The organism is Streptomyces sp. SID14478 (genome assembly GCF_010548525.1).
Classification (GTDB): Bacteria; Actinomycetota; Actinomycetes; order Streptomycetales; family Streptomycetaceae; genus Streptomyces.
On sequence record NZ_JAAGMG010000979.1, the window covers coordinates 1 to 290 of the forward strand.

General features: G+C 74.5%; 1 pseudogene. It reads left to right on the plus strand.

The annotated features are described in order from the left end of the window. Positions 1-109, plus strand: a pseudogene (locus G3I40_RS31250) (enoyl-CoA hydratase); the annotation flags it as partial. Between the last annotated feature and the right edge of the window lie 181 nt (positions 110-290).

Genomic DNA, 290 nt, shown 5'->3' on the forward strand with positions numbered 1-290 from the left:
CCTGGAGGTGGAGGACGCGGCGTGGCGGTCGGTGGCGTTCTCCGGCGACCGGGCCGAGGGCGTCGCCGCCTTCAACGAGAAGCGCGCGCCGCGGTGGCCGGGGGAGTGACGCCGGTGCCTCCCGGGTCGTCGCCGGTACGGGCGTACTGAATTCACCGGAATGCCGGAAATATCCCTACGCTGGGTCAATGGGAGCGGAGGACGGGCGGCTGCGGGCCGTGGTGTTGCTCGCGCAGGGCATGGCCGCTGCGCAGAGCCCGCGCGAGACCTGGCGGGCGGCGGCCCTCGGG